The 22,309-nt window shown below is 67.7% G+C and carries 19 protein-coding genes and 1 other RNA gene; 14 read left to right on the top strand and 6 right to left on the bottom strand.

Annotated elements, in window-relative coordinates:
* Position 1: 1 nt before the first annotated feature.
* Both ACAM55_RS12740 and ACAM55_RS12735 read right to left on the bottom strand, forming a co-directional pair.
* Entirely contained in the window at positions 2–1,750 is a 1,749-nt protein-coding gene (locus ACAM55_RS12740) for a hypothetical protein (RefSeq protein WP_369651931.1), read from the bottom strand.
* 81 nt (positions 1,751–1,831) lie between these two features.
* The gene (locus ACAM55_RS12735; RefSeq protein WP_019653042.1) at positions 1,832–2,101 is read right to left on the bottom strand and encodes a type B 50S ribosomal protein L31; all 270 of its coding nucleotides are present in this window, start codon (positions 2,099–2,101) and stop codon (positions 1,832–1,834) included.
* A 158-nt stretch (positions 2,102–2,259) separates the two neighbouring features.
* On the opposite strand from ACAM55_RS12735, the gene ACAM55_RS12730 reads away from it, so the two are divergent.
* Positions 2,260–3,318, top strand: a complete 1,059-nt coding sequence (locus ACAM55_RS12730) for an oxidoreductase (RefSeq protein ID WP_369651930.1) — start codon at positions 2,260–2,262, stop codon at positions 3,316–3,318.
* Between the two features lie 132 nt (positions 3,319–3,450).
* Here ACAM55_RS12730 and rho read toward each other — a convergent pair whose 3' ends face one another.
* Both rho and trxA read right to left on the bottom strand, forming a co-directional pair.
* Positions 3,451–4,716, bottom strand: a complete 1,266-nt coding sequence (rho, locus tag ACAM55_RS12725; protein ID WP_021007063.1) for a transcription termination factor Rho — start codon at positions 4,714–4,716, stop codon at positions 3,451–3,453.
* Positions 4,717–4,898: 182 nt separating this feature from the next.
* On the bottom strand, positions 4,899–5,231 hold the full coding sequence (gene trxA, locus ACAM55_RS12720; protein ID WP_012747433.1) for a thioredoxin TrxA: 333 nt from the start codon (positions 5,229–5,231) through the stop codon (positions 4,899–4,901).
* 158 nt (positions 5,232–5,389) lie between these two features.
* On the opposite strand from trxA, the gene ACAM55_RS12715 reads away from it, so the two are divergent.
* The 7 genes from ACAM55_RS12715 (at position 5,390) to ACAM55_RS12685 (ending at position 15,727) form a co-directional block, all read left to right on the top strand.
* Positions 5,390–7,981, top strand: a complete 2,592-nt coding sequence (locus ACAM55_RS12715; RefSeq protein ID WP_369651929.1) for a PD-(D/E)XK nuclease family protein — start codon at positions 5,390–5,392, stop codon at positions 7,979–7,981.
* Positions 7,978–11,235 carry a UvrD-helicase domain-containing protein gene (locus tag ACAM55_RS12710; RefSeq protein ID WP_369651928.1) on the top strand — a complete coding sequence of 1,086 codons (3,258 nt, stop codon included), beginning with the start codon at positions 7,978–7,980 and terminating at the stop codon, positions 11,233–11,235. Before ACAM55_RS12715 ends, ACAM55_RS12710 begins: the two co-directional genes overlap by 4 nt.
* The gene (locus ACAM55_RS12705) at positions 11,232–12,476 is read left to right on the top strand and encodes a TIGR03862 family flavoprotein (protein WP_369651927.1); all 1,245 of its coding nucleotides are present in this window, start codon (positions 11,232–11,234) and stop codon (positions 12,474–12,476) included. The genes ACAM55_RS12710 and ACAM55_RS12705 overlap by 4 nt, the downstream gene beginning before the upstream one ends.
* Before the next feature lie 80 nt (positions 12,477–12,556).
* Positions 12,557–14,470, top strand: coding sequence for a galactose oxidase-like domain-containing protein (locus ACAM55_RS12700; RefSeq protein WP_369651926.1), 1,914 nt, complete (start codon positions 12,557–12,559; stop codon positions 14,468–14,470).
* A 33-nt stretch (positions 14,471–14,503) separates the two neighbouring features.
* Complete coding sequence (locus ACAM55_RS12695; protein ID WP_369651925.1) at positions 14,504–14,950, top strand: hypothetical protein; 447 nt, start codon at positions 14,504–14,506, stop codon at positions 14,948–14,950.
* Positions 14,951–14,955: 5 nt separating this feature from the next.
* Positions 14,956–15,555 (top strand): SCO family protein, encoded by a 600-nt coding sequence (locus tag ACAM55_RS12690; protein WP_369651924.1) that lies wholly within the window; start codon positions 14,956–14,958, stop codon positions 15,553–15,555.
* Positions 15,556–15,607: 52 nt separating this feature from the next.
* Positions 15,608–15,727: an NAD(P)/FAD-dependent oxidoreductase gene (locus ACAM55_RS12685; protein ID WP_369651923.1), complete on the top strand. Its 120-nt coding sequence runs from the start codon at positions 15,608–15,610 to the stop codon at positions 15,725–15,727.
* 30 nt (positions 15,728–15,757) lie between these two features.
* Here the strand turns inward: ACAM55_RS12685 and ACAM55_RS12680 are convergent, their stop codons facing one another.
* Entirely contained in the window at positions 15,758–16,447 is a 690-nt protein-coding gene (locus tag ACAM55_RS12680; protein WP_369651922.1) for a winged helix-turn-helix transcriptional regulator, read from the bottom strand.
* A gap of 109 nt (positions 16,448–16,556) precedes the next feature.
* Here ACAM55_RS12680 and ACAM55_RS12675 point away from each other — a divergent pair, with 109 nt between their 5' ends.
* Positions 16,557–17,429 carry a class I SAM-dependent methyltransferase gene (locus ACAM55_RS12675; RefSeq protein WP_369651921.1) on the top strand — a complete coding sequence of 291 codons (873 nt, stop codon included), beginning with the start codon at positions 16,557–16,559 and terminating at the stop codon, positions 17,427–17,429.
* 75 nt (positions 17,430–17,504) lie between these two features.
* Here the strand turns inward: ACAM55_RS12675 and ffs are convergent.
* Positions 17,505–17,601, bottom strand: an RNA gene (ffs, locus tag ACAM55_RS12670) — signal recognition particle sRNA small type.
* Positions 17,602–17,781: 180 nt separating this feature from the next.
* Here ffs and dnaX point away from each other — a divergent pair.
* The 5 genes from dnaX to ACAM55_RS12645 all read left to right on the top strand — a co-directional run bounded on the left by dnaX (position 17,782) and on the right by ACAM55_RS12645 (position 22,270).
* On the top strand, positions 17,782–19,632 hold the full coding sequence (gene dnaX, locus ACAM55_RS12665) for a DNA polymerase III subunit gamma/tau (protein ID WP_369651920.1): 1,851 nt from the start codon (positions 17,782–17,784) through the stop codon (positions 19,630–19,632).
* Positions 19,633–19,729: 97 nt separating this feature from the next.
* The gene (locus tag ACAM55_RS12660) at positions 19,730–20,062 is read left to right on the top strand and encodes a YbaB/EbfC family nucleoid-associated protein (RefSeq protein WP_012747441.1); all 333 of its coding nucleotides are present in this window, start codon (positions 19,730–19,732) and stop codon (positions 20,060–20,062) included.
* 7 nt (positions 20,063–20,069) lie between these two features.
* Complete coding sequence (recR, locus tag ACAM55_RS12655; protein ID WP_369651919.1) at positions 20,070–20,660, top strand: recombination mediator RecR; 591 nt, start codon at positions 20,070–20,072, stop codon at positions 20,658–20,660.
* 48 nt (positions 20,661–20,708) lie between these two features.
* On the top strand, positions 20,709–21,101 hold the full coding sequence (locus tag ACAM55_RS12650) for an MAPEG family protein (RefSeq protein WP_369651918.1): 393 nt from the start codon (positions 20,709–20,711) through the stop codon (positions 21,099–21,101).
* 134 nt (positions 21,102–21,235) lie between these two features.
* Positions 21,236–22,270 carry an ABC transporter substrate-binding protein gene (locus tag ACAM55_RS12645; RefSeq protein ID WP_369651917.1) on the top strand — a complete coding sequence of 345 codons (1,035 nt, stop codon included), beginning with the start codon at positions 21,236–21,238 and terminating at the stop codon, positions 22,268–22,270.
* Positions 22,271–22,309: the final 39 nt, after the last annotated feature.

Genomic DNA, 22,309 nt, shown 5'->3' with positions numbered 1-22,309 from the left:
GCTACGGCGCGATCTTCTGGTAGAGCAGCAGGTCGTCGGTTGCGCTGCTCGGCCGGCGGAGCGTGCCGCTGAAACGCCACCGATCCAGCGGAATGATGGTGTGCAGCCGCTCGATGGTTTCAGGGCTGACCAGCAGCCAGGGGCAGTTGGTGCCAAGCAGCAGCGGCTGCAGGTTGAAATGGCCGTGATGCTGCAGGGCCGCAATGTGCGCCCGGCTGAGCGCCAGTTCGGCGACGCAGCTCGGCTGGCCGACCCGCTCGGCCACCGCGCGCACCTGCGGAACGTAGCTGCGCGCGTAGTCGATGGAAGGCAGCCAGAGGGTCATCAGCAGCATCCAGCACAGGGCGGTGCCGCCGGCGGGAAGCACCAGCGTTTTCCAGAGTGCCGCGCGGTGGCGGCCGGTGCGCCAGCGCACCAGCCAGCACCACGCGATGCTCGCGGCCAGCGCCAGCACGAACGCAATGGCCGAGAACTCCGGCACGAAGCCGGGCACCAGCCGCGCCACGCTGGCTGCCGGCTTGGGCGGAACGCCGGTCTGCATGGCGACCCAGTAGATCCAGCCCAGCACGGCCAATCCGCTGAAGAACAGCACGTTGAACCAGTCGATCAGCGCCGCCACGCTGCGCCGGAACGTGGGCAACGCGAAGGCCGCCAGCGTGGCGAGGGCGGGCAGCGCCAGCAGCAGCGAACGGTCGGAATAGTCGGTGGTCCAGGTTGCCGCCAGCGGCACCAGCGCGAACCAGAACGGCAGCGCCACATGGCGCGCCGTGAGCTGGCGGCGCCAGCGCCAGAGCGTCCAGAGGGCCAGGGGCCAGACCGGCCAGGTGAACCACACCAGCAGCTTGGCCTGGCTGCGCACGTCGCTCAGCACGGAGGTGCTGTTCGGATGATGGCCCGGCAACTGGATCTTCCACTGCAGCAGGCCCAGTCCGGCGGCCAGCACCGCGGCCACCAGCGCGGCCGCAACCATCGTGGCAAGCGCGCTTTTGCTGTAGCCCGGGCTTTCGTCGGCCGTGGTGTTGTTGGCATCGGCGTTGGCGTTGGCGCTGCGCCGCTCGTAGGCCATGAAGAGCGCACTGCCCACCGCCAGCGCCAGCCCGACCGTGGGGCCGCCGCTCAGCGTCATGCCGACGGTGCCGACCATCAGGGCGATGACAGGCCCGACCCGGCGGTAGGGCAGCGCGGCCACGCCGTAGAAGAGATGAGAGGCGAAATACAGTTGCGCGAGGGCCGGTGTGGTTTCATGGCCGAGTTGCGCGAGCCCGAGGCATGCGATCAGCGCCAGCAGCCCGCCGTCGGCAATGGCGCGCGCATAGTCGGTCGGCCGGGCCTCGCCACCGAAGGCGAAGGCCACCGGCTGGGCCCGCGAGGTGCGGGCGAGGTAGTAGACGGCGTACCAGGTGGCGGTGAACGTGCCCCAGAGAAGCAGGGCAAAGACGATGCGCACCGCCAGGTCGGGGTGCAGCCACGAGGGCGCGAGCTTGATCGCCCAGGCACCGATCCAGTACGGAATGAGCGCCGGGGTTTCGGGCCTGAGGCCCAGGAGCATGGGGTCGAACCAGCGGGCGATGCCTTCGGTGTTGCGCGCCAGTTCGGCCATATAGCCGAACGAGGTGATGTCCGCGCTCTTCCAGGGGCCGCGCCCCACGAGGCCCGGCAGAAGGTAGGCGGCGCATAACAACAGCAATGCGATGCGCGGCAACCGGCGCACGGCGCTCTGGGCAACGATCGCTGGAGTGGGCTGGTTCACAAGGAAGTACGTGCAGCAGTCTTGGGAAAGAAAAAGGGCAGCGCGGTAAACCGGGCTGCCCTCGATGCGAAAGCGCGTGCTTTACTTGGAAGCAGCGCCGGTGGTCTTGCCGAAGCGGTTGCGGAACTTCTCGACGCGACCGCCCATGTTGTCGACCGACTTTTGCGTGCCGGTGTAGAACGGGTGCGATTCGCTCGTGGTGTCGAGCTTGAACAGCGGCAGTTCGCGGCCGTCGTCGGTCTTGCCCATTTCCTTGGTGTTCGCGCACGAACGGGTCACGAACTTGAAGCCGTTCGACATGTCGACGAACAGAACTTCGCGGTAATTCGGGTGGATGCCTTCTTTTGCCATGGTCTTTCCTTTGGGGTCGATGCGAGAGCCACAAGCGTGCCTACAGAGGGGCAAGCCATTCCGGGGAGGGAATCGCCGGGCAAAACGCCCAGCCGCACTTTTCGCGGAGCCAGCGATTATCGCATACTGACCGTTTTGAGCGAAAGACGGCCTTTCAGATGACCTCCAGAACGTTGCGCGCCGGCCTCGTTGGCTACGGCTTTGCCGGCCAGACTTTCCATGCACCGGTGCTTTCGGCCGTTCCAGGGCTCGAATTGGCGGCGGTGGCGAGCTCGCAGCCGCATAAAGTGCGTGCCGAATGGCCCGGGGTGGCGGTCGTGCCCGATGTGGCAGCGCTCGTCGCCCGGGAAGATATCGAGCTGGTGGTGGTGGCCACGCCCAATGCCCAGCACTACCCCGTTGCCAAGGTCGCCCTGGAAGCCGGCAAGCACGTGGTGGTGGACAAGCCTTTCACCCTTGACGTGGCCGAAGCCAGGGAGCTCGAATTGTTGTCTCGGCGCAACAATCGTGTGTTGGCTGTTTATCAGAACCGCCGCTTCGACGCCGACTACCTCACGCTCAAGGACCTGCTGGCCACCGGCGAACTCGGCCGGCCGGTGTACCTGGAGTCGCATTTCGACCGCTTCCGCCCCGAGGTGCGCGACCGCTGGCGCGAGCAGAAGGTGCCCGGCGCCGGCCTGTGGGTCGATCTGGGTGCCCATCTGGTCGACCAGGCGGTCCAGCTGTTCGGAGCGCCTGACACGCTGCAGCTCGACACCGCGGCCCTGCGAGACGGCGCGCAGGTCGAAGACTATTTTCATGCCGTGCTGCGCTACGAAAGCGGTCCCCATGCGCCGCTGCGCGTGGTGCTGCATGCCACCACGCTGGCAGCCCATGCCGCGCCGCGCTACATCCTGCACGGCACGCGCGGCAGCTACGTCAAGTACGGCGTCGATCCGCAGGAAGATGCGCTGCGCGCCGGGAAGCGACCGCCGGCCGCAGGGTGGGGCGCCGATCCGCTCGACGGCCAGCTCACCGTGTACGGCGCCGATGGCGTCCCGCAAAGCAGTACCCTGCCTACGCGGGCCGGCAACTACGTTGCGTACTACGCCGCGGTTCGCGACGCGATCCTCGGCAACGGCCCGAATCCCGTCCCGCCCGAACAGGCCGTCGCGCTGATGGAACTGCTGGATCTTGGCGCACGCAGTGCCGCCGAGGGCAAAGCGCTGCGCACATGAAAAATGCCCGCCAAAGGCGGGCATTCGTTCGTGGGGTGCCACCGATCCGGCTTTGCCGGTCGGTCAGCACCGCCCCCGATAGGGGGAGGGCGTAGCGGCACGAAGTGCGCGCAGCCAGGGGGCGGGCAACAATTACCCGCCGCGACGCATCATGTCGAAGAACTCGACATTGGTCTTGGTCGCCTTCATGTTCTTGAGCATCAGCTCCATCGACTCGATCTCGTCCATGTTGTACATGAGCTGGCGCAGGATGCGGGTCTTCTGCAGGATCTCGGGGGCGAGCAGCAGTTCTTCGCGCCGGGTGCCGCTGCGGTTGAGCTGGATCGACGGGAACACGCGCTTTTCGTACAGGCGGCGGTCCAGGTGGATTTCGGAGTTGCCGGTGCCCTTGAACTCTTCGAAGATCACTTCGTCCATGCGGCTGCCGGTGTCGATCAGCGCGGTGCCGATGATGGTGAGCGAGCCGCCTTCTTCCACGTTGCGCGCGGCGCCCAGGAAGCGCTTGGGGCGCTGCAGCGCGTTGGAGTCGACGCCGCCGGTCAGCACCTTGCCCGACGAGGGCACGACGTTGTTGTAGGCGCGGGCAAGGCGCGTGATGGAGTCCAGCAGGATCACCACGTCCTTCTTGAGCTCGACCAGGCGCTTGGCGCGCTCGATCACCATTTCGGCCACGTGCACGTGGCGCGCTGCGGGCTCGTCGAAGGTCGAGGCAATGACCTCGCCCTTCACGGTGCGCTGCATTTCGGTCACTTCTTCAGGCCGCTCGTCCACCAGCAGCACCATCATGTGCACTTCGGGGTAGTTGGCGCTGATGGCGTGGGCGATGTGCTGCATCATCACCGTCTTGCCGCTCTTGGGCGGCGCCACCAGCAGGGCGCGCTGGCCCTTGCCGATGGGGGCGATGATGTCGATGATCCGGCCTGTGATGTTCTCGTCGCTCTTGACGCCGTCGCGTTCCAGCTTCATCTGTTCCTTGGGGAACAGCGGAGTCAGGTTCTCGAACATCACCTTGTGCTTGTTCTGCTCGGGCGGGCCGTCGTTGACCTTGTCGAGCTTGGTCAGCGCGAAGTAGCGCTCGCCGTCCTTGGGCGTGCGCACTTCGCCTTCGATCATGTCGCCGGTGTGCAGGTTGAAGCGGCGCACCTGGCTCGGCGAGATGTAGATGTCGTCCGTGCTGGCCGTGAAGCTGGTGTCGGGGCTGCGCAGAAAGCCGAAGCCGTCGGGCAGGATTTCGAGCACGCCGTCGGCAAAGACCTGCTCGCCGGCCTTGGCGCGCTTCTTGATGATCGCGAACATCAGCTCCTGCTTGCGCATGCGGCCGACGTTTTCGATCTCAAGCGCTTCAGCCTGCTTGAGGACTTCAGACACGTGGAGTGCCTTGAGTTCGTTTAAGTGCATGGAATGACCCCTTGCGGGGCAATCGATCGGAAAAACGGGGGGAGGTTTGATGTGAAGCGAGAGCTGCCTCACAAACCGGGGAACTCGAACCGGCTACCTCGAAGGGACCGGTGATCTGTGGGAGATTATGACAGCAAAAAACCGTCCGGCCAACGCATTGCGCGCTGGCCGGTTGAAATGTCTCAGGCGAGTTGCTGGTCGATGAAGGCGGTGAGTTGCGCCTTGCTCATGGCGCCGACCTTGGTGGCGGCCAGCTGGCCGTCCTTGAACAGCATGAGCGTGGGAATGCCGCGGATGCCGAACTTGGCCGGGATGTCGCGGTTCTCGTCGACATTGAGCTTGGCGATCTGCAGCTTGCCTTCATAGGCGGTCGACACTTCGTCGAGTATGGGTGCAATCATCTTGCAGGGACCGCACCATTCGGCCCAGTAGTCGACCAGCACGGGCTGGCTGGACTTGAGCACGTCGGCTTCGAAGGAAGAATCGGAGATGTGTTTGATCAGGTCGCTGGCCATGAGGTGTGTCCTTGTGCGCGGAGAGTTTCGGTGCAGCTAAAGTGCTGGTCATTGTGACAGAAACCAAGGGGTGGGGTGCCATGCGGGAACGCTATGACACCGATAGCAAAAGCCCTTTGCGCGTCGCGCCTCCACGCTCCCAAATCCCTCGATAGAACATGAACGAAGGCCACCCCGTCCAGGCCCTGTGGTGCGACCCCGCCGACGGCGTGGTGGCTCGCATTGCCGGCGCCATTGCGCAGCGCCAGCTGCATGCGGCGCGCACCGTGGTGCTGGTGCCGTATGCGCAATTGATGGGCGTGGCGCGCAGCATGTGGGCGCGCTGCGGGACCCCGGGCTTCGTGCCGCGTTTCGAAACCACGCGCAACTGGGCGCGCAGCGCGGGTGGGTTCCTGCCCTCGGGCTACGACATCGCATTCGACATGGCGCACGACCTGGTCACGGCCCAGGCGCTGCTCTCGCAGGCAGGTTTTGCCGCCGAGCGCTTTGCGCTGGCCGGGCGCGTGGTCGAGCTGGCCTATCAGCTGGCCCCGTTGGCGGCAGCGGCGCTGCCCGAAGAGCGGGGCGGCGAATGGGCGCAGCGGGCAGCCCGCGTGGCCGAGGCGGGCAGCGAATCGGAGTGGTTTCGCATCGAGAGCGCGCTGATCCGCGTCGCGGTGGCCTGGGCCGCCAACTCCGGCTACGCCACCGACGTGCTGCTGCGCGAGAATGTGCGCGCGCAGGTCGACGCGCTCATCGTGCTCGAGGGCTTCCAGACCGATCCGCTCACGCAGACGCTCTGCACCTTGTGGGGCGACCGCGCGATTCATCTCTCGCTGGTGCCCACGGCTCGGCCAGCCACGGCCGCGAGCGCACATGTCGCCGCCGATCCCGAAGACGAGGCGGAACTCGCGGCCGCCTGCGTGCTGCGGCACCTGGCCGAAGGCCGTGCACCGGTCGCGCTGATCACCACCGACCGCGCGCTCACCCGGCGCATTGGCGCGCAGCTCCAGGCGGAGGGCATCGCGGCGCACGACGAAACCGGCTGGAAGCTTTCCACCACGCGCGCCGCCGCCACCCTGATGAGCGGGCTGCGCGCCTGCGCGCACGACGCGGGCAGCGACCAGGTGCTCGATTGGCTCAAGAGCGGCGCCGACGGCGATGCCATGGCCGTCCAGGCGCTCGAGGCCCGGCTGCGGCGTGAAGGCGTACGCGAGTGGTCCGCCTGGTGCGGGCAGGTCGCGCGCAGCGAGAAGCCGCAGGACATCGCGCTGCTGCCGTTCACCGAAGCCATCGAAGGCCGCCGCATGGCCATGGCCAAGTCGAGGCCCCTGGCCGACTGGCTGCGCGCGCTGCGCGAGTTGCTGGAGGCCGGTGCCCAATGGGAGCCGCTCGCAGCCGACATGGCCGGCGCCAAGGTGATCGGTGCGCTGTGGCTCGATGCCGACGCGCACGGCGGTGATGACGACTTTCCCGGCGGACGCCACACGCTGGCCGAGTTCACGGCCTGGGTGCGCGACGTACTGGAAGACGCCAGCTTCGTGCCGCCCGCCGGCAGCGACACGCCCCAGGTGGTGGTGTTGCCGCTGCACCAGTTGTTGGGCCGCGCGTTCGGCGCAGTGGTCATTCCGGGCTGCGACGACCGGCGCCTGCCGGCCTCTCCCGAGCCGCCAGGCAATTGGAGCGCCGCCCAGCGCGCCGAGCTGGGCCTGCCCGCGCGCGAAACCCTCGAGGCCGCGCAACGCTCTGCCTGGGCTGCGGCCCTGTGCAACCCATGCTGCGAAATTCTGTGGCGGCAGTCCGATGCCAGCGGCGAGCCCGTTCGCCCGAGCCCGCTGGTGCAGGCGCTGCAGCTCGACCACGCCTTGCAGCCGGCGGCAGACCCGCGCACGCCGCGCGAAGTGGCGCTGCAGCCGACCCCGTACCCGTCGCCGTCCGGGGCGCTGCTGCCGCTGCGCAACATCTCGACCAGCGTCTATGAAGACCTGCGCCGCTGCCCGTACCGCTTCTTTGCGCTGCGGCAACTCGGCCTGCGCAGCGCCGACGAGCTCGACGCCGAGGTCGACAAGCGCGACTTCGGCAACTGGCTGCATGCCGTGCTGGGCCACTTCCACGATGCGCTGAAAGAGACGCCGATCAACGATGTTGCCGGGCGCGTGTCGCTCATCGGCGCGGCGGCCGAGCACGCCACGCGCGAATTCGGGCTGTCCGATGCCGAGTTCCTGCCGTTCGCCGCGGCGTGGCCGGCCGTGCGCGACGGCTACCTTCAGTGGCTTGCCGGGCACGAGGCCAGCGGCGCCGTCTTCATGGAATCCGAGCCCTGGAAGGAGCAGCCGCTGGGCGGCCTGCAACTGGTCGGCCGGCTGGACCGCATCGACCGCATGCCCGACGGCCAGGCCTTCGTGATCGACTACAAGACCGAGTCCGCCGCGGTGACCAAGGAGCGCGTCAAGGACCCGACCGAGGACACCCAGTTGGCCTTCTATGCCGCGCTGGTGGCCGACGACACGCTGCGCGCGGCCTACGTCAACGTCGGCGAGAAGTCGTCCGGCACGCAGACCGTCGAGCAGCCCGTGGTGGTGGAAGCGCGCGATGCGCTGGTGGCGGGCATCCTCGATGACTTCGCCCGCATCGCGCAAGGCGCGGCGCTGCCGCCGTTGGGCGAAGGCGCGATCTGCGACTACTGCGCGGCACGCGGTCTCTGCCGCAAAGACTTCTGGGAGGTCGAACAGCCTTCGCTTTCGACTCCGGCGGAAGGGCCTGCGAAATGAACGGTGCCGCCTACGAACACAATGGCCGGCACGTCACGCGCGAGGCCTTCTACACCGTCGCATGCGATCCGCGGCGCTCGGTCGCGGTCGAAGCGTGTGCCGGCGCGGGCAAGACCTGGATGCTGGTGTCGCGCATCTTGCGCGCGCTGCTCGAAGAGGGCGAATCCGCCTGCGAGCCGCACGAGATCCTGGCCATCACCTTCACCAAGAAGGCCGCTGGCGAGATGCGCGAGCGCCTGGACCAATGGCTCGAACAGTTCGCCGAGCGCAGCCCCGAAGAACTGGTGCGCGAACTCGTGATGCGCGGCGTGAAGCCCGATGCCGCACTTGCCGCGGTACCGCGCTTGCAAGGCCTCTACCGGCGCTTGCTCGAAGGCGGTCGGCCGGTGCAGTTTCGCACCTTCCACGCATGGTTTGCGGGCCTGCTGCGCAACGCACCGCTGGCAGTGCTGCGCGAACTCGGCCTGCCCGCGAACTACGAACTGCTCGAGGACGATGCCGAGGCGCGCGCACGCACCTGGCGGCCCTTCTTCGAGGCCGTGACGTCCGACAAGGAGGCGCTGGCCGACTACTACGCCGTCGTCGCCACCTATGGCCGGTCGCAGACCGCCAAGGCGCTGGGCGAAGCGCTCACGCGCCGCGTCGAGTTCTTGCTGTCCGATCCGGCCTCCGCCGTGCAGCACTTCAGTGCCATGCATCCCGCGCTCCAAGGCCTGGACGATCCGACCGATGCCCTGAGGGGAGAAGCGGTCAGGCGCCGCTGGCTCGACCGTGCCGCCGCGCTCGGCCGCGAAGCCAACAAGACGCCGCAGAAGGCCGCCGAGGCGATCATCGACGTGTTCGGCACCGGTGAGCCGCCGCGCGAGTCGCGCTCGGCCGCACTGGCGCACCTGCGCAAGAATTTCTTCGTCGCCACCGAAGACCGCCTCAACAAGAACCTGCAGAAATATCCCGCCGCGCAAGAGGCGGAGGCTGAGCTTCAGACCCTGTGCGCCGCGCAGGCCCAGCACGCGGCCTGGCTCTACCAGCAGCGCATGACGCGTCTCACGCGCATCCTCATTTCTGCCTTTGCCGAGGTCAAGCGCGCGCATGGCTGGGTCGACATGAACGACGTCGAACAGGCCGCGCAACTGCTGCTGGGCCAGTCGGCGCTGTCCGGATGGGTGCAGGAGCGGCTCGATGCGCGCATCGCGCACCTGCTGATCGACGAATTCCAGGACACCAACCCGTTGCAGTGGCAGGCGCTCTACGGCTGGCTCAGCGCCTACACCGGCGCGGGCGGCAGCGCGCCGCGCGTCTTCATCGTGGGCGACCCGAAGCAGAGCATCTACCGCTTCCGCCGCGCCGAGCCGCAGGTATTCATTGCAGCGAAGAAGTTCGTGCGCGAAGGCCTGGGTGGCGAACTGCTCAACTGCGACCATACCCACCGCAACGCGCGCGCGGTGGTCGGGCTGGTCAACCAGGCGATGCTGGCTGCGCAAGAGGCCGGCGAGTTCGACGGCTACCGCGCCCACACGACCGAGCGCAACGACGAGGGCGAACTGCTCAAGCTCCCGCCCATCGATCGCGACGCACTCAATACGACCGCGGAGGCCGCACCGGCCGATGACGGCATGCTGCACTGGCGCGACAGCCTCGTGACCCCGCGCGTGTTGCCCGAAGAACAATTGCTGCAAAAAGAATGCGAGCAGGCCGCGCGCTGGGTCGCCCAGCGCATTGCCGATGGCACGCCGCCGCGGCAGATCATGGTGCTGGCGCGCCGCCGCAACCGGTTGGCCGCCATGCAGGACGCGCTGCGCCAGCGCCACATTCCTGTACAGCAACCCGAGAAGAACGAACTGCACGACGCACCCGAAGTGCAGGACGTGGTAGCGCTGATCGATGCGCTGGTGTCGCCCGCGCACGATCTTTCGCTGGCGCGCGCGCTCAAGTCGCCGCTGTTCGGCGTTGGCGACGATGCGCTGGTGCAACTGGCGCTGCGCCAGCGCGAGCAGCCCTCCCTGAGCTGGTTCGGGCTGATCCAGAAAGGAGAAGGCCTGCCGACGGAGCTGGTCGAAGCCGGCCCCAAGCTCAAGCAATGGCAGCGCTGGCTCTGCGCGCTGCCCCCGCACGACGCGCTGGATGCGATTTTTCACGATGGCGATGTGCTGGCCAGATTCGGCGCCGCCGTGCCTGCCGCCATGCGGCAGAACGCGCTGGCCAATCTGCGCGGGCTGGTCGCGGCATCGCTCGACATCGAGGGTGCGCGCTTTGCCACGCCCTACGCGCTGGTGCGTGCGTTGCGCGCCGGGGGCGTACGAGCGCCCTCGGTCGCCGTACCCGATGCGGTACAGCTCCTGACCGTTCATGGCGCCAAGGGCCTCGAGGCCGACACCGTGCTCATGCTCGATTGCGATGCTCCGCCGCCGCGCGCCCAGACCATGGGCGTGCTGGTCGAATGGAAAGGCAGCGACAGCGCGCCCACCCGCTTCGTGTTCCTGGCAAGCGAGAAAACGCCGCCGGGCTGTGCGGCCACGCTGCTCGAAGAAGAGCAACGGGCGCGCCATCGCGAAGAGCTCAACGGGCTCTATGTCGCGACCACGCGGGCGCGCGAGCGCCTCGTGCTGTCGTCGGTGCAGCCGGCCCGCGCCAACGAGGGCAGTTGGTGGTCGCGGCTCGAGCCGATGTGCGAACCGGTGCAAGCCGATGAACCGCTGCTCGCCTTGCCCCTGGGAACCGGAACTGGCAGTTTCTCGATGAAGAAGATGCCCGTCGCGCCCGCCGCCGAACCGCTCGCCATCAGGAAAGCTGCTGGCGGAACTGTCGATGCCCGGGCTGCCGCGTTCGGCCAGGCGATGCACCGGCTGCTCGAATGGGCCGTGCCGGGCGAGGCGCTGCCACCCGCGCACGTGCGCGCCGCCGCGCGCGAGTTCATGCTCGACGCGCAACAGGCGCGCGGCGCCGCCGTGCTGGCCGAACGCATTCGCGCGGGCGCCGGCGCATGGGCCTGGGATGAGCGCATGATCGACTGGCACGGCAACGAAGTGACCCTGGTCCACGAAGGCGAAACGCTGCGCATAGACCGGCTGGTGCGCGATCGCGCCAGCGGTGCCTGGTGGATCCTCGACTACAAATCTGCCGCGCGCCCTGAACGGGACGCGGAGTTGATCGCACAGATGCAGCGCTACCGCGCGGCAGTGCAACATGCCTATCCCGGTGCCTCGGTACGCGTCGCGTTCCTGACCGGGCAGGGCGAACTGGTGAATCTCGAATGACTCTTTCCCATACCGTCGCCGTGATCGGCGGCGGACCCGCCGGCCTGATGGCGGCTGAAGTCCTGAGCGCGTCCGGCGCGCAGGTACACGTTTACGACGCCATGCCCTCGGTGGGCCGCAAGTTCCTGCTGGCCGGACGCGGCGGGCTCAATCTCACGCATTCCGAGCCTTTCGATGTGTTCATGAGCCGGTTCGGCGAGCGTCGCGCGCAGCTTGAACCCATGCTCGCGCAGTTCGGTCCGCAGCAGGTGCGCGAATGGGCGGGCGGCCTTGGCATCGAGACCTTCGTGGGTACCTCGGGGCGCGTGTTTCCGACCGACATGAAGGCTGCGCCATTGCTGCGTGCGTGGCTGCACCGGCTGCGTGCGGCTGGTGTGCAGTTTCATATGCGTCATCGCTGGCTCGGCGGCGAAAGCGCGCCATTCGACGCAGCCTCGTTGCGGTTCGCGACCCCCGCCGGCGAGACCTCGGTGAAGGCCGATGCCGTGGTGCTTGCACTGGGCGGTTCTAGCTGGGCGCGGCTCGGTTCCGATGGCGCGTGGGCGCCGTGGCTGCAAGCGCGCGGTATCGACATCGCGCCGCTGCAGCCCGCTAACTGCGGCTTCGACGGAGCCGGATGGAGCGAACATTTCGCGAGCCGTTTCGCGGGCCAGCCGTTCAAGTCGGTCGCCATTTCGTTCACCGACAGCCAAGGGCGCCGCTTCGCGCGCAAGGGCGAGTTCGTTGCAACCGCGACCGGCATCGAAGGCAGCCTGATCTATGCGGCCTCGGCCTTGCTGCGCGACGAGATCGCCGCGCATGGCAGCGCGACGCTGCTGCTCGATCTGCTGCCCGACCGCAGCGCCGAGCAGGTGCTGGCCGCAGTGAAGCATCCGCGCGGTGCCCGGTCGCTCAGCAGCCATCTGAAGAGCCGGCTGGGGCTGGAGGGCATCAAGGCCGGCGTGCTGCACGAGGCGCTGAGCCGCGAGGCAATGCAAGACCCCGCGCAACTGGCAGCGACGATCAAGGCCGTGCCGCTGCGGCTGGTCGCAACCCGGCCCATCGACGAAGCCATCAGCACCGCAGGCGGCGTGCGCTTCGAGGCGCTCGACGAACGGCTCATGGCCAGCGCGGTGCCGGGCGTGTTCGTGGCGGGAGAAATGCTCGACTGGGAGGCGCCGACCGGCGGCTACCTGCTGACGGCATCGATGGCCAGCGGGGCGGCCGCGGCGCTCGGAGCGATCAGGCAGCTGGGCCTTTGAGGGTATAACTGAGTACTTTTGTATTGTTTATTGCGCGCGCAAGGAATAAGCTGCGATCAGACAAAAATAGAGGAGCAGCGATGACCAGCGTTCCATCGCCGCGCGCCGCGCGCGGGCTTGCTTATGCATCCCTGGTGTTCCTGGTTTGGTCCGGCGGTGACGCAGGAGGCGGCGCCCGCGCGCAGGGCGCTAATCCGACGTTGGCGGGCACGTCCGCGTCGGCAAGCAAGCCCGCGCCACCAGACGGACAGCCGGCGTCCCTCATCAGTCCGTCCCCCGGCACCAAGTTCGCAAGTCGCAGCGCGACCTTCGTCTGGAATAACACGGGTGCCAACCAGTACGGCTTGACGATCCTGTCGGCCTCTTCGGCGACACCCGTGGTGGACACATCGACAAGTGCGACAACGCTGACGGTGACAAACCTTCCCATAGACGGCGCGGGGCTCGTGGTCCGGCTGCGTTCCCGATTCAAGGGGAAGTGGCTGCCGGCCAACGAGTACCTGTTCACGGCAGCCGGATACACCGCGGCGCAATCGACCGCCGCGGTGAAGCCCTGGTCCGATCTGATCGCGCTGCCACTCGTGCCCGCATCGGCCGCCAACCTCCCCGACGGCAAGCTGCTGCTGTGGGCAGCCCGCTCGCCCACCAGCTTCAGCACGAGCAGCAGCGAGGCGTACACCTACACCTCGGTGTTCGACCCCGTCACGCGAACAGCCAGCCCGCTGGTGGTCACGGCCACCGGCCACCAGATGTTCTGCCCTGGCCTGAGCATGCTGGCCGATGGCAGCGTGCTGGTCAGCGGCGGCAGCGATGCGACGAAGACCTCGATCTACGACCCGGCGCTGGGCGGCTGGGTGACGGGTGCGCAACTCGGCATTGCACGTGCCTACCAGGCGAGCACGACGATGTCCGACGGCTCCGTGTTCACAGTCGGCGGGTCGTGGAACGGCGGGCAGGGCGGCAAGTACGGCGAGGTGTGGTCGGCCGCCACCAAGACCTGGCGCACGCTGTCCGGCGTACCGGCCAACATGCCCGATGCGAGCAATGTCTCGAACCCGCCGCTGGCCGGCCCGGACGCGGCCGGGGTCTACCGGGGCGACAACCACATGTGGCTGTTCGGCGCGGCCAACGGCTGGGTATTCCACGCCGGGCCTGCTGCCGCAATGCATTGGATCGACACGCGCGGCAGCGGCGCCATCCTGCAGGCCGGGCTACGCAGCGACGACCCCTATGCCATGACCGCCAGCGCCGTGATGTACGACATCGGCAAGATCCTCAAGCTCGGCGGCGCGCCCAACCACGACAGCGGCAACGCCTTCAAGACCGCCTACATCATCGACATCAGCGCGGGCGCGCCGACGGCGCCCACGGTGCGCAAGCTTTCGCCGATGGCGTATGGCCGAACCTTTGTCAACAGCGTGGTGCTGCCTAACGGCGAGGTGTTCGTGATAGGCGGACAGACGCAGCCCGTTCCGTTTTCCGACTCCTACAGTGTGCTGGCGGCCGAGCTGTGGAGCCCGGAGCTGGAGAGCTTCATCACGGTGCCGCCGATGCAGAAACCGCGCAACTATCACAGCGTGGCCCTGCTGCTGCCGGACGGACGCGTGCTGGCGGGCGGCGGCGGGCTGTGCGACTGCGCGGGCGACCACCCGGATGCGGAGATCTATACGCCACCGTACCTGCTGGCGAGCGACGGTTCGCCGGCGTCCCGCCCGGCCATCACCGCTGCGCCGGCCAGCGCCACATGGGGGAGCCAGATCGCCGTGGCGACCGACCGCGCGGCGGCCCGCTTTGCGCTGGTGCGCATGGCATCGGCCACGCACTCGGTCAACACCGATCAGCGCCGCATCCCGCTGTCATTCACGGGCACGGCAGGCAACTACCAGTTGGGCATTCCGACCGATCGCGGGACGGTGCTGCCGGGCAACTACATGCTGTTCGCACTCGACAGCAGCGGCGTGCCGAGCGTGGCGCGCACCATCAACATCCGGTAGCGGCCGGCGCGCTTCGCGAAGCCGAGGCTTTCGATGATGATGCTGGCGCTGGCGCTCGGAACCGCATTGGCCTTTGGCCCGGCGTGGTCCGGAAAGCCTGAAGCCGCCGTGCCTTCCTCGGTGGCGCGCGGCGCGCGCCTGTTCGATGGCACCGAGCCACTCGCCGGCACGCTGTCCGGCCACAGCGCGCCGCTGCCGGGCGCAGCGACGCGCTGCATCCAGTGCCACGCGGGCCCCGGCAAGTCCACTGCCGCTGTCTCCGGTTTCGCGCCGCCGCTCGACCGGCGCCAATTGCGCGAAGTCCTCCCGCGCCGCGGCGGCCCGCCCGTCGCGTACGAGCGCGCATCCTTCTGCCGCACGCTGCGCACCGGTATCGACCCGGCCCATGTCGCGCTGCCCCGAGCCATGCCGCGCTTCGATGCCGACGAAGGCCAGTGCGCGGCGTTGTGGGACTACCTGACGCAAGCCCTTTCTCAATGAACCCAATGAACGCGAGGGGCCCCTTCATACCCTCGCGGGTTGCATCCCGCGGGCGCCGGCGCCTGCTTGCCGCCGGTGCACTGGCGTGGCTGGGTGTGCCTCCGGCACGCGCAAACTCAAGCATCGGCCCGGTGCTGCCGGCGGTGTCGGCTCCGGCCCTGCCGCTGCGGCGCCACGACGGCGCCACACCGATGCTCGCGGCGCAGTTGCGAGGCGCCCCAACCGCCGTTCAATTGATGTTTACCGGGTGCAGCACGGTCTGCCCGATCCAGGGGGCCTTGTTCTCGACGCTGCAGGCGGCATTGCTGTCGGAGCGCTACACGGCGGTGCACCTGCTGTCGCTGAGCATCGACCCGCTGTCCGACGACCCTGTTGCACTGAGCGCCTGGTTGCGGCGCTTCGGCGCAAGGCCAACGTGGAGCGCGGCGGCGCCAGCCCCCGAGGCACTTGAGCCGATGCTCTCGCTGTTCACGGGAGGCGCCGCAGCGGGCGACCGCCATACCGGCCAGGTTTATCTGTTCGATCGTCACGCCCGGCTGGTCTGGCGAACCAGCGAGTTGCCGCCGACCGAAGAGGTCATGGCCGGACTACGACAGATTGGTTAGTTGGATGCAGCGGCTGCGGCATTCATGCTGCTTTGAATTGCCCGAGCCGGGCGTGTTCGCTGCGGGAGAGATGCTCGATGGGGAAGCACCGACCGGCGGCTACCTGCTGACGGCATCCATGGCCAGCGGTGCGGCCGCAGCGCGTGGCGCGGTCAAGCGGCTGGGCCTCTGACGGTTTTGCGCGGCTGCGGCGGGGAACGCCTCAGAGCCGCGCAGCAGTCCGGGTGTCGGCGAAAACGCTGCGCCCGAGCCAGCGCCAGAGGTCGCGGGTATCGGATTCCGTGCCGATGACGCGCAGGCGCCGCTCGCGCAACGCCGCCTCGGCGTCGAGGTCGCCGGTCCAGATCTCGGTCAGGGTTCGCACGGTCGATTCGACAATCAGCGTCGGTTCGTCGCCGGGGTTGTCGCGGCAGAGGTCGGCGCTGCCCTGGTCGACGACCAGCCACCAGCGCCGCTCGCCCTCGGCTGCGTCGGTGAAGCGGAAGTGGATCACGATGCAGCGCGCGCGCGGGCACTCGTCGATCCGCACGAAGCGGCGGACGTCCCACATCAGGAAGCCGGCGTCCAGCTGGTCGCGCTTGAGCCGACTGCCGATCCAGCGCGCGCCCCAATGGCCCAGAGCCATCACGATCGGGCGCAGTTCCTCGCCCGCTGCGGTCAGGTGATATTCGGCCATGCTGCCGTCGCCCTGAACCCGCTTGACGACACCCACTTCCTCCAGCTTGCGCAGGCGCTGTGCCAGCAGCGAGCCCGACATGCGCGGCACGCCGCGCCGGATGTCGTTGAAGCGCGTGCTGCCGCACAGCAGCTCGCGCACCACCAGCGGCGTCCAGCGCTCGCACAGCACCTCGGCGCCGCGCGCCACGGTGCAAAACTGGCCGTAGTCGATCATGGCGCCAATTTAGTCGCTGCGGCGAGCCAAGGCCAGTACAGATTCTGGACTGGCGAACCTCGGGCCGCGCTGCCATTCTTGAGACTCCCTCACTCGATGGAGACCCATCATGACCACCGTCACAGCCCCGCCGGCATTCAACGCCGCCGCCTTCAAGACCACCACCCGCGCTCAGTGGCAGGCTGCCGCCGAGGCCTGGCATCGCTGGGGGCCGTTTCTCGGCCGCTGGCTGGGCGATGCAACGGAAACGATGTTCGATCTGGCCCGCATCGGGCCCGGCAGCCGGGTGCTCGACGTCGCGGCCGGCGCGGGCGAGCAGTCGATCGGCGCGGCGCGGCGTGCGGGCGCCAGTGGCCGCGTGCTCGCTACCGACATCGCGCCGGCCTTGCTCGAGCGCGCTGCCGCGGATGCCAAGGCCGCGGGACTGTCGAACCTCGAGACCCTTGAACTCGACGGCGAGGCGCTCGACACGCTGCCCGCCGGCAGCTTCGACGCGGCAATCAGCCGCGTGGGCCTGATCTACTTCCCCGACCAGCAGCGCGCGCTCGCCGGCATGCGACGGGCCTTGCGTCCGGGCGGGCGGGTGTCGGCGGTCGTCTACTCGACCCCCGAGCGCAATGCATTTTTCTCGATCCCCGTGAAGATCATTCGCGAACGCGCGCGGCTCCCCGCGCCGCTGCCGGGCCAGCCCGGGCCGTTTTCGCTCGGTGCCGAGGGCGCGCTCGAGGCTGCGTTTGCCAAGGCCGGCTTGCGCGACATCGAGGTGCGCCGGGTGCCGTCGCCGGTGCGGCTGGCGAGCGCGGCCGAATGCGTGCGCTTCGAACGCGAGTCCTTCGGAGCGCTGCACCAGATGATGGTCGGGCTCGACGAGGCCGAGCGCGCGAGCACCTGGGATGCCATTGAAGAGGCGCTGCGACAGTTCGAAGGCAGCGAAGGCTTCGTCGGGCCATGCGAAATGCTCGTTGGCGGCGGAAGCACGTGAGGATGGGAGTGGGGGGCTTCGCAGCCCCCATTTCAGCGCGCAAGTCCTTGAGAACTCACGGCTTCTGGATATTAGGTTGACGAGCCTTACCCCTGGCACTGACTACGCAGTTAGGGCTGCTTGGTTCCCCACCTGACCCGGTTGGCCACTTCACCATGCAGGGAGGCCCGTCAGCACTTATTGTAACCCCCCAGGCTGCGCGCACTTCGTGTCGCTTCGCCCACCCCCCTGCTGGGGGCGATACCAGCGGCCCGGCAAAGCCGGTTCCGCGGTATCCCACGAAAAGACGGCTCTTTTTTTGATTCCGGGGACCGGACTGGGAAGGGGCGCGGCGCCTTTTAGAATGCCCGCAATGTCTTATCTCGTGCTCGCTCGCAAGTTCCGTCCGAAAACCTTCGGTGAGATGGTCGGCCAGGGGCACGTGGTGCAGGCGCTCGAGAACGCGTTGACCACGCAGCGCCTGCATCACGCCTATCTTTTCACTGGCACGCGGGGCGTGGGCAAGACCACGGTTTCGCGCATTCTGGCCAAGTCGCTCAATTGCCAGGGCCCGGACGGGCAGGGCGGCATCACGGCCACGCCTTGCGGGGTCTGCCAGGCCTGCAAGGACATCGATTCGGGCCGCTTCGTCGACTACACCGAGCTGGACGCGGCATCGAACCGCGGCGTGGACGAGGTGCAGTCGCTGCTCGAGCAGGCGGTGTACAAGCCGGTGCAGGGGCGCTTCAAGGTCTTCATGATCGACGAAGTGCACATGCTCACCAACACCGCGTTCAACGCGATGCTGAAGACGCTCGAGGAGCCGCCGGAATACCTCAAGTTCGTGCTCGCCACCACCGATCCGCAGAAGGTGCCGGTCACGGTGCTGTCGCGCTGCCTGCAGTTCAACCTGCGGCCGATGGCGCCCGAAACGGTGCTGGAGCATCTGACGGGCGTGCTGCAGGCCGAGCAGGTGCCGGCCGAGCCGCAAGCGCTGCGTCTGCTCGCCCGTGCCGCACGTGGCTCGATGCGCGATGCCCTGTCGCTCACCGACCAGGCGATTGCATTCGGCAACGGCGAACTGCTCGAAACCGGTGTGCGCCAGATGCTCGGCAGCGTGGACCGTGGCCATGTGTTCAAGCTGATCGAGGCACTGGCAGAGGGCGACGGCAAGACGGTGGTCGACACCTCGGAGGCGCTGCGGCGCGACGGCATGTCCGCCGCTTCCACGCTGGAAGAAATGACGGCGGTGCTGCAGGCCATGGCGGTGCTGCAGGCGGTGCCTTCGCGGGCCGAGTCGGCCGATTCGGCCACCGATCCCGATGCGGCCGACACGGCACGCCTTGCCGCGCTGATGCCGGCCGACGAAACGCAATTGCTCTACAGCCTGTGCCTGCACGGCCGCGGCGAGCTGGGCCTGGCGCCCGACGAGTACGCGGCGCTCACGATGGTGCTGTTGCGGCTTTTGGCCTTCAAGCCTTCCAGCGCGGCTGCTTCCTCGGCCTCCACGGAAAAAAAAACTCTGAATGAAGCCCGCAAGGCGGTTTCGGCCCCTGCGGCCGTAGCGCCGGCTCGGGCGGTGGAAACTGCCGCGGCGCCTGTGGCGGCCGCCGCGCCGGTGGCCTCGCAGGCCTCTTCGGCGCCGGCTGGGCAGCGCCTTGCCGTGGTCAGCGAGCCCCTTCGGCAGGGCGAGGCCAAGCCACCCGCCGCGGCAGAAGCTCCGCCGTGGGAGGCAGGCGCCAAGGTGCTTGCCGTGCCGATGCGCGTCCAGCCGCCGCCGAGCCAGCGCGACGTGCCGCGTCCCGACGAGCAGCGCGGCCCGGCGCCGCCCATTCCGCCCAGCGAAGACGGCGATTTCTGGCACGCGACGGTCACGCAGATGATCGCGGCCGAGAGCATCAATGCCCTGGCGCGCGAACTCGCGCTGCAATCGCAGCTGGTCGCGCGCGACGTCGATCAGTGGATACTTCGGGTGGAGCGCGAGTTGCTCAACCAGCCTTCGGCCCGTGAGAAGCTCACCGACGCGCTGGCTGGGCTCGGCCACAGTGTGAGGCTTGCCATCGAGATCGGCGGCGTGGTCGACAGCCCCGCGCGCCGCAACAAGCAGGCCGCCGACGAGCGCCAGCGCGTGGCCGAGGACGCCATCCGCAACGATCCCGAAGTGCAGATGCTGATGCGTGAATTCGATGCGAAGATCGTGCCCGGAACGCTCAAGCCGGCCTGACAGAACGCTACTGAAAACTCGTGCCGCCCCTTGCGGCATTCCGGTTCGACCGCCATCTCTCTTATCCTTCCCCATTTCCAACCAATCAGGACCAACGATGTTCAACAAAGGACAACTGGCCGGCCTCATGAAGCAGGCGCAGGCAATGCAGGACAACCTCAAGAAGGCCCAGGAAGAGCTGGCCACCATCGAGGTCGAAGGCGAATCGGGCGCTGGCCTGGTCAAGGTCGTGATGACCTGCAAGCACGACGTGAAGCGCATCACCATCGATCCGAGCCTCTTGGCCGACGACAAGGACATGCTCGAAGACCTCGTGGCTGCTGCTTTCAATGCCGCAGTGCGCAAGGCCGAGGAAACCAGCGAGCAGAAGATGGGCAAGCTCACGGCTGGCATGCCGGGCCTTCCGCCCGGCATGAAGCTGCCGTTCTGAGCCATTGATGGCCGACGCCAGTTCGCTCGACGCGTTGGTCGATGCATTGCGCCGCCTGCCTGGTGTCGGCGTCAAGTCGGCCTCGCGCATGGCGTTTCATTTGCTGCAGCACGACCGTGAAGGCGCGCAGCTGCTTTCGCGCGCGTTGCAGCAGGCGGCCGGCAACGTGCGGCATTGCGAACGCTGCAACACCTTCACGGAAGCGTCCGTGTGCAGCGTGTGCCTCGATGCGCGCCGCGATGCGACCAAGCTCTGCGTGGTCGAAACGCCCGCCGACCAGGCCGCGCTCGAACGCACGGGGGCCTTTCGCGGCTACTACTTCGTGCTGATGGGCAAGCTCAGCCCGCTCGACGGCATCGGCCCCAAGGACATCGGCCTGCAGAAGCTCTTCGACCGCGCGCTCGACGGCACGGTGAGCGAGGTCATCCTGGCCACCAACTTCACGGCGGAGGGCGAGGCCACCGCGCACGTGATCGGCGAGGCGCTCAGGCAGCGCGGCCTCAACGTGACGCGCCTTGCGCGCGGCGTGCCGGCCGGCAGCGAACTCGAATACGTGGACCTCGGCACCATCGCGCATGCGTTGGTCGACCGCCGCTAGCGCGCAGCGGCCGTCGCAGCCGCTGTCGAACGCAGACAACAAACCCAAATGACTTTTTCATTGCTCACTGTTGCCTACTGGTGCGTATTCATCGCCTGCGGGCTGCCGTATCTCGCGGCATGGATCGCGAAAGCCGGCAGCTTCGGTCCGCGCGACAACACGCATCCGCGCGACTGGACCGCGAAGCTGAGCGGCTGGCGCGCGCGCGCCAACAGCGCGCAGTCCAACAGCTTCGAGGGGCTGCCGTTCTTCATTGGCGCGGTGATCATCGCGCACCAGCTCGGTGCCAACCAGGCGCGGCTCGACATGCTGGCGGTGGCCTATGTCGTGCTGCGCCTGATCTACATCGCGGTCTACATCAAGGGCATCGGCAGCGTGCGCAGCGCGGTCTGGGCGCTCGGATTCCTGGTCAACATCGCGATTCTTTTTCTCGCGCCATAGGCCGTTCGGCACAGGCCGTAGAGGCCTTCGTGCTTACGTGGAAACCCGCACGGGATGACCCCGATGCAGCCGAGAGGGGCGCACCCCTAAGCTCGATTCGGTCTAAAGAATCAAAGAGCCCGCAGGTCCGTTCCATGCTCCATCGCAGAACCCTCATCACCGCCTCCGCAGTTGCTGCCGCAGCAGTAGCGCTGCCGCGGGTTTTTGCGCAAGCCAAGCTCGAGAAGACAAAAATCTCCATTGCGGTCGGTGGTAAAGCCGCGTTCTACTACCTGCCTCTCACCATCTCCGAGCAGCTTGGCTACTTCAAGGCCGAGGGCCTCGATGTCGAGATCTCCGATTTTGCCGGCGGCGCCCGCGCACTGCAGGCCGTGGTCGGCGGTTCGGCGGACGTATGCTCCGGCGCCTACGAGCACACCATCAACCTGCAGGCCAAGAACCAGTTCTTCCAGGCTTTCGTGCTGCAGGGGCGTGCGCCGCAGATCGCGGTGGGCGTGTCGACCAAGAACATGGCGGGCTACACCGGCATCCAGGATCTCAAGGGCAAGAAGATCGGTGTGTCGGCGCCGGGCTCCTCGACCAACATGGTGGCCAACCTCGTGCTGTCGCGCGGAGGCCTCAAGGCCAGCGACGTGAGCTTCATCGGCGTGGGCGTGGCAGCGGGCGCGCTCACGGCGCTGCGATCGGGCCAGATCGACGCCATCAGCAACACCGACCCGGTCATGACCATGCTCGAGCAGAAGGGCGACGTGAAGATCATCAGCGACACGCGCACGCTCAAGGGCACGCAGCAGGTGTTCGGCGGGCCGATGCCCGCAGCCTGCCTCTACGCGCCGACGGACTTCATCCAGAAGAATCCCAACACCTGCCAGGCGCTAGCCAATGCCATCGTCCGCGGCCTCAAGTGGCTGCAGACGGCAGGGCCGGGCGACATCATCAAGACGGTGCCGGAGACCTATCTGCTCGGCGACCGCGCGCTGTACCTTGCGTCTTTCGACAAGGTCCGCGAATCGATTGCCACCGACGGCCTCGTGCCGGCCGAGGGCCCCAAGACCGCGCTCGCGGCCATCGCGAGCTTCGACACCTCCGTGAAGCCCGAGAAGATCGACCTCACGAAAACCTACACCAACGATTTTGCTAGGCGCGCGAAAGACAGGTTCAAAGCCTGACTCCGAACGTCCCCGCGACCCGGCTTCGGCCGGGTTTTT

The organism is Variovorax sp. V213 (assembly GCF_041154455.1).
Classification (GTDB): domain Bacteria; phylum Pseudomonadota; class Gammaproteobacteria; order Burkholderiales; family Burkholderiaceae_C; genus Variovorax.
This window is presented reverse-complemented; position numbering and strand designations above follow the sequence as displayed.

Bases quoted from the DNA above. Each gene is read 5' to 3' on its own strand.
- dnaX (WP_369651920.1), top strand. From the start codon at position 17,782: ATGTCTTATCTCGTGCTCGCTCGCAAGTTCCGTCCGAAAACCTTCGGT.
- rho (WP_021007063.1), bottom strand. From the start codon at position 4,716: ATGCACTTAAACGAACTCAAGGCACTCCACGTGTCTGAAGTCCTCAAG.
- ACAM55_RS12715 (WP_369651929.1), top strand. From the start codon at position 5,390: ATGAACGAAGGCCACCCCGTCCAGGCCCTGTGGTGCGACCCCGCCGAC.
- trxA (WP_012747433.1), bottom strand. From the start codon at position 5,231: ATGGCCAGCGACCTGATCAAACACATCTCCGATTCTTCCTTCGAAGCC.
- ACAM55_RS12695 (WP_369651925.1), top strand. From the start codon at position 14,504: ATGATGATGCTGGCGCTGGCGCTCGGAACCGCATTGGCCTTTGGCCCG.
- ACAM55_RS12730 (WP_369651930.1), top strand. From the start codon at position 2,260: ATGACCTCCAGAACGTTGCGCGCCGGCCTCGTTGGCTACGGCTTTGCC.
- ACAM55_RS12735 (WP_019653042.1), bottom strand. From the start codon at position 2,101: ATGGCAAAAGAAGGCATCCACCCGAATTACCGCGAAGTTCTGTTCGTC.
- ACAM55_RS12645 (WP_369651917.1), top strand. From the start codon at position 21,236: ATGCTCCATCGCAGAACCCTCATCACCGCCTCCGCAGTTGCTGCCGCA.
- ACAM55_RS12705 (WP_369651927.1), top strand. From the start codon at position 11,232: ATGACTCTTTCCCATACCGTCGCCGTGATCGGCGGCGGACCCGCCGGC.
- ACAM55_RS12680 (WP_369651922.1), bottom strand. From the start codon at position 16,447: ATGATCGACTACGGCCAGTTTTGCACCGTGGCGCGCGGCGCCGAGGTG.
- ACAM55_RS12700 (WP_369651926.1), top strand. From the start codon at position 12,557: ATGACCAGCGTTCCATCGCCGCGCGCCGCGCGCGGGCTTGCTTATGCA.
- recR (WP_369651919.1), top strand. From the start codon at position 20,070: ATGGCCGACGCCAGTTCGCTCGACGCGTTGGTCGATGCATTGCGCCGC.
- ACAM55_RS12710 (WP_369651928.1), top strand. From the start codon at position 7,978: ATGAACGGTGCCGCCTACGAACACAATGGCCGGCACGTCACGCGCGAG.
- ACAM55_RS12690 (WP_369651924.1), top strand. From the start codon at position 14,956: ATGAACGCGAGGGGCCCCTTCATACCCTCGCGGGTTGCATCCCGCGGG.
- ACAM55_RS12675 (WP_369651921.1), top strand. From the start codon at position 16,557: ATGACCACCGTCACAGCCCCGCCGGCATTCAACGCCGCCGCCTTCAAG.
- ACAM55_RS12650 (WP_369651918.1), top strand. From the start codon at position 20,709: ATGACTTTTTCATTGCTCACTGTTGCCTACTGGTGCGTATTCATCGCC.
- ACAM55_RS12660 (WP_012747441.1), top strand. From the start codon at position 19,730: ATGTTCAACAAAGGACAACTGGCCGGCCTCATGAAGCAGGCGCAGGCA.